Source organism: Mesorhizobium sp. M7D.F.Ca.US.004.01.2.1, from assembly GCF_003997785.1.
Lineage (GTDB): Bacteria > Pseudomonadota > Alphaproteobacteria > Rhizobiales > Rhizobiaceae > Mesorhizobium > Mesorhizobium loti.
This window is the reverse complement of sequence record NZ_RZRQ01000439.1, coordinates 1-3,892: the sequence shown is the minus strand read 5'-3', so window position 1 is coordinate 3,892 and position 3,892 is coordinate 1. Positions and strand designations below refer to the sequence as shown.

Here is a 3,892-nt window from a genome sequence, read left to right as displayed (position 1 = left end):
GACCTGAACATTTTTCTCCCGGCCCCGCTGTAGAAAATCTCGGAATACCTGCCATGCTCGTGCTCGGGCACGCCATCTCGCTCCCGGGGGGAATACGACATGAAATCTCCGCTCCTCGCCCTTGCCTTTTTGCTGCCGACCATGGCCCTCGCCGAACCGATCGAAACCCGGAAAATCATCACCGCGGTGACCGGCGACTTCAATGGCGATGGCGCCGTCGACCTTGCCATGGTGGTCGAGACAGAGCCCGGCCATCCGATGGACGTTCACTTCTTCCTCCGGGACAAGGAGCACAATTACCTCAAGCCCGTTGAAATCGTGCACGGGCAGATCCTCGGCGAATGGAACAACTACGACCGCCCGGGCAACGAGAACTCCGACACCGAGCCGGAACTGACGATGCTGCCCAACGGCTCGATCAAATTCTACCTGCCGGCGATGGAGATCGGCAGCGAACGGACCGACATGACGCTGACCATCGCCTGGCGCAACGGCGCCTTCATCGTCGCCGGCTTTGCCTATGACCATTATGACTATATGGAGGAGAATGCCGAAAGCGCCTGCGAGTACAATGTGCTGACCGGCAAAGGCACCAGCAGCGAAAAGCAGCCGGACGGCAGCACGAAGCACAAGACCGTCTCGGTCGAAGGCCAGACCATCGCCTTCAAGGACTGGACCCCGGGCACCACCTTCACCGCTTGCGGCGAATGACCGGCGCCTCTTCGACCGACTTCAACTCGGTGGCGGCGCTGCAGGCGTCAGCCCGTGGCGGCGCATGATGTCCATCATCCTGGCCATGTCCGGCGGACCGCCGGCGGCGGCGTTGAGCAGGCCGAAAGCCTCGCGGAAATAGTCCGGGCCGATCGCCGCCGGTGTGACGACGCACAGCGCCTTCGCATCCGTGCTGCCATTGTTGTCGAAGCGATGGACTGCGCCACGCGGAATGCACAGCGCCTCTCCTGGTCCGACCTCGATCGGCTTGCCGTCGACGGTCCAGGTCAGCACACCGTCAATGCCATAGATCGTCTCTTCATAGTGGTCGTGGCTGTGCGCCGGCGCCGGCAGCCGCTGCGCGCCCGGCACCATCAGCTCGAAGGCAGCAACGCTGCCGTTCGAATTGTCGCCCGTTACCAGGAAGCGAACCGACAGACCCGTGGTGCCGATGATTTCATTGGCTGGATTGACCTGAAGATTCATGACTGACATTGCGCAAACCCCTCCGGTAAATTACATTTACTAGCTATCAGTAAACTCAATTTACCGGATCGTCAATGGCCACCTCAGCGGAAGTTCTGCAGACCAAGACCGAGAACCTGCTAATCGGCGCCCTGCTGCGCGTGCCGGCACAAGCGATCCAGCGACGGCTGATCAAGGAACTCAACGCCGCCGGTTTCGACGAATTGCGCCTGCCGCATATGGCGGTGTTGCAGTTTCCCGGACCGGACGGCGCGCGGCCCGGCACCATCGCCGAGCGTGCCGGCATGAGCAAACAGGCCATCAACCAACTGCTCAGCAGTCTCGAAGGTTACGGCTATCTGGTTCGCTCCGACATTCCCGGCGACGGCGGTGCGCGCGTGGTGCGGTCCACCGAACGCGGCCATGCTGCCTTCTGGAAAATGGTCGATATCCTGCGCGAGATCGAGGAGGAGTGGCGCATCGAACTTGGGCCGGAGCGCTTTGCCCAGCTGAAAGCTTTGCTGTTTGTCGTCTGGGAAAGTCCGCTGGTGCGCTGAGCCAGAGACGGCGCTTGTCCGCCCTGCTCCATCGGCCTTTCCGATGGCGCTATCGGTTTCTTCCGGTTCCTTCTGTCGCGCCGAACTGCCAATCCATGCCCTTGTCATCCAAGCAAAGGCAGAGCGAAATGAGCATTTCAAATCAGAAAATCCTGATCGTCGGCGGCGGCTCCGGCATGGGTCTGGCGCTGGCCAGGCGCTGCCTTGAGGCCGGCGCCGAGGTGGTCATCGCCGGGCGCGGCGAGGACCGCCTACAACAGGCGCGCGAGGCGCTGGGCAATCCCGGCGCCCTCGAGGTGGCGGCCATCGACGTCACCCGGGAGGACCGGGTCGCCGGACTTTTCGCGCGCATTGGCGGGCTCGACCACATCGTCAGCACCGCCGCCAACATCGAAGGCGCCTACCAGCTGTTGCCGGAGCTTGACCTGAAGGCGGCGCAAAAGGTGGTTGAGAGCAAGCTGTATGGCCCGCTGCTGCTCGCCAAGCACGGCGCACCGCGGCTGGCAGCGACCGGTTCGATGACCTTCGTTTCCGGCGTTGCCGCCTACCGGCCGGCCGCGCGCGGTTCCGTCGTTGCATCGGTCAATGCCGCGCTCGAAGGGCTGGTGCGGGCGCTGGCCGTGGAGCTCGCGCCGATCCGCGTCAATGCCGTGTCACCCGGCTGGGTCGACACCACGATCTGGGTCCAGGTGGCCGGCGATCGCAAGGATGAGACGCTGGCCGCGATGGCCGAGCGGCTGCCGGTCGGGCGGATCGGCCAACCCGATGATATCGCCGACGCCATCGCCTTCCTGATCGGCAATGGCTTTACCACTGGAACGACGCTGCATGTCGAGGGCGGCCACCGCCTTATCTAGACCGCCACCGCTTCCGTCAGGAATTGTTTGCAAACAAGGCCTTGGAGCGGTTCGCCGATTCAAGTCCTGAACCAGCCTTGGCGCGCGACAGGACCGGCACCAGCGTGTCGCGCGCAGCGGCAAGCAATTGCCGCAGCGCCGGCGGCTGGACGCGGCGGCGGCGCCAGATCATCGCCAGCGGCGCTGTCAGCACCTGGCCGGGCCATGGCATTTCGACGAGGTCGCCACGCGCCAGCGCATCGCCGACGGCAAGGCGCGGCACGAGACCCAGCCCCGTGCCGGCCGCCACCAGCCGCGCAATGGCGCCGATGCTGCCGAGCTCAGCGGCAAGTCTGGGTGCGGCAACGCCCGCCTCGGCAAAGGCCGTGTCGAACATGTGCCGGTAGATGCATCCGGGCTCCGTTGCCACGAAGGAGAGCGTGGCAAGGGCGGCCAGGTCATGCGCTGCTCTGCGCTGCCCCGGAGCCGCGACCAGCACCAGCGGTTCGGCCGCTATTGTGCGCCTGGCGAGGCGTTCATCGGCGGTGCTCTTCCTCCCCACATCACGACGGTCGAAGCAGAAGGCGACGTCGATGTCGCCATCCTCCAGCAGGTGCCGCAGCGTGCCGCTGTCCGTCACCTTCATCCGCACGGCTATCTCGGGATGGCCGGCCTGGAACGCCGGCAGCCAGGGCGCCAGCCGTGCCGAGGCGATCGTCTCCAGCGCGCCGATGGTCACATGTCCGCCCGTCCGTCCGGCCGCAGCCTGCACGGCCGCGCGCGCCTCGCCATTGAGCCGCAACAGGTCCTCGGCGATCGGCTTCAGCGCCAGCCCCGCCGGCGTCAGCTCAAGGCCGGACTTCGTACGCGTGAACAGGGCCGCACCAAGCTCCGTTTCGAGCGTCTGGATCTGGTCGCTGACGCTGGATTGCGCGAGGTGGACCGTCTCGGCGGCACGCGTGATGTTGCGGCTTCGCGCCACCGCCAGGAAAGTCTTGAGCAGTCTCGGATGCATGGCGTGGCTGACGCGCCTACTGCAGCTGTGGCTTCTTGAGAAAGCTGCCGCGGTCGGCCGACTTGACGCGCAGCCAGGTTTCGCGGCCGTCGCGCAGCACCCGCATCGGGATCTCGGCGCCGGCCGAGCCGCTCTCCCACAGCTTGCGATAGAAATCGGCCAGCCCATCGACCGCGCCGTCGCGGATGTCGGAGATGATGTCGCCCTGGCGCAGGCCGGCCTTGGCCGCCGGGCCGCCTTCGGTCACGCTCATCACCACCACCTTGCCGTCGCTTTCGGCCGACAAGGCGCCGAGCCACGGGCGCGGC

General features: G+C 65.6%; 6 protein-coding genes. 3 read left to right on the top strand and 3 right to left on the bottom strand.

Features of this window, described 5'->3' with window-relative positions:
* Positions 1–99: 99 nt before the first annotated feature.
* Positions 100–711, top strand: a complete 612-nt coding sequence (locus EN993_RS32480; RefSeq protein WP_127265859.1) for a hypothetical protein — start codon at positions 100–102, stop codon at positions 709–711.
* Positions 712–732: 21 nt separating this feature from the next.
* On the opposite strand, the gene EN993_RS32475 is transcribed toward EN993_RS32480, so the two are convergent.
* Complete coding sequence (locus EN993_RS32475; protein ID WP_127265858.1) at positions 733–1,206, bottom strand: cupin domain-containing protein; 474 nt, start codon at positions 1,204–1,206, stop codon at positions 733–735.
* A gap of 65 nt (positions 1,207–1,271) precedes the next feature.
* On the opposite strand from EN993_RS32475, the gene EN993_RS32470 reads away from it, so the two are divergent.
* Together EN993_RS32470 and EN993_RS32465 are read left to right on the top strand one after the other, a co-directional pair.
* A complete protein-coding gene (locus EN993_RS32470; RefSeq protein ID WP_109660577.1) occupies positions 1,272–1,733 on the top strand; it encodes a MarR family winged helix-turn-helix transcriptional regulator in 462 nt (153 codons plus the stop codon).
* Between the two features lie 128 nt (positions 1,734–1,861).
* Positions 1,862–2,590 carry an SDR family oxidoreductase gene (locus EN993_RS32465; RefSeq protein WP_127265856.1) on the top strand — a complete coding sequence of 243 codons (729 nt, stop codon included), beginning with the start codon at positions 1,862–1,864 and terminating at the stop codon, positions 2,588–2,590.
* Between the two features lie 16 nt (positions 2,591–2,606).
* On the opposite strand, the gene EN993_RS32460 is transcribed toward EN993_RS32465, so the two are convergent.
* Complete coding sequence (locus EN993_RS32460; protein ID WP_127265854.1) at positions 2,607–3,584, bottom strand: LysR family transcriptional regulator; 978 nt, start codon at positions 3,582–3,584, stop codon at positions 2,607–2,609.
* 16 nt (positions 3,585–3,600) lie between these two features.
* On the bottom strand, positions 3,601–3,892 hold a 292-nt coding region (locus EN993_RS32455; RefSeq protein WP_164757955.1), incomplete at its 5' end, for a PDZ domain-containing protein.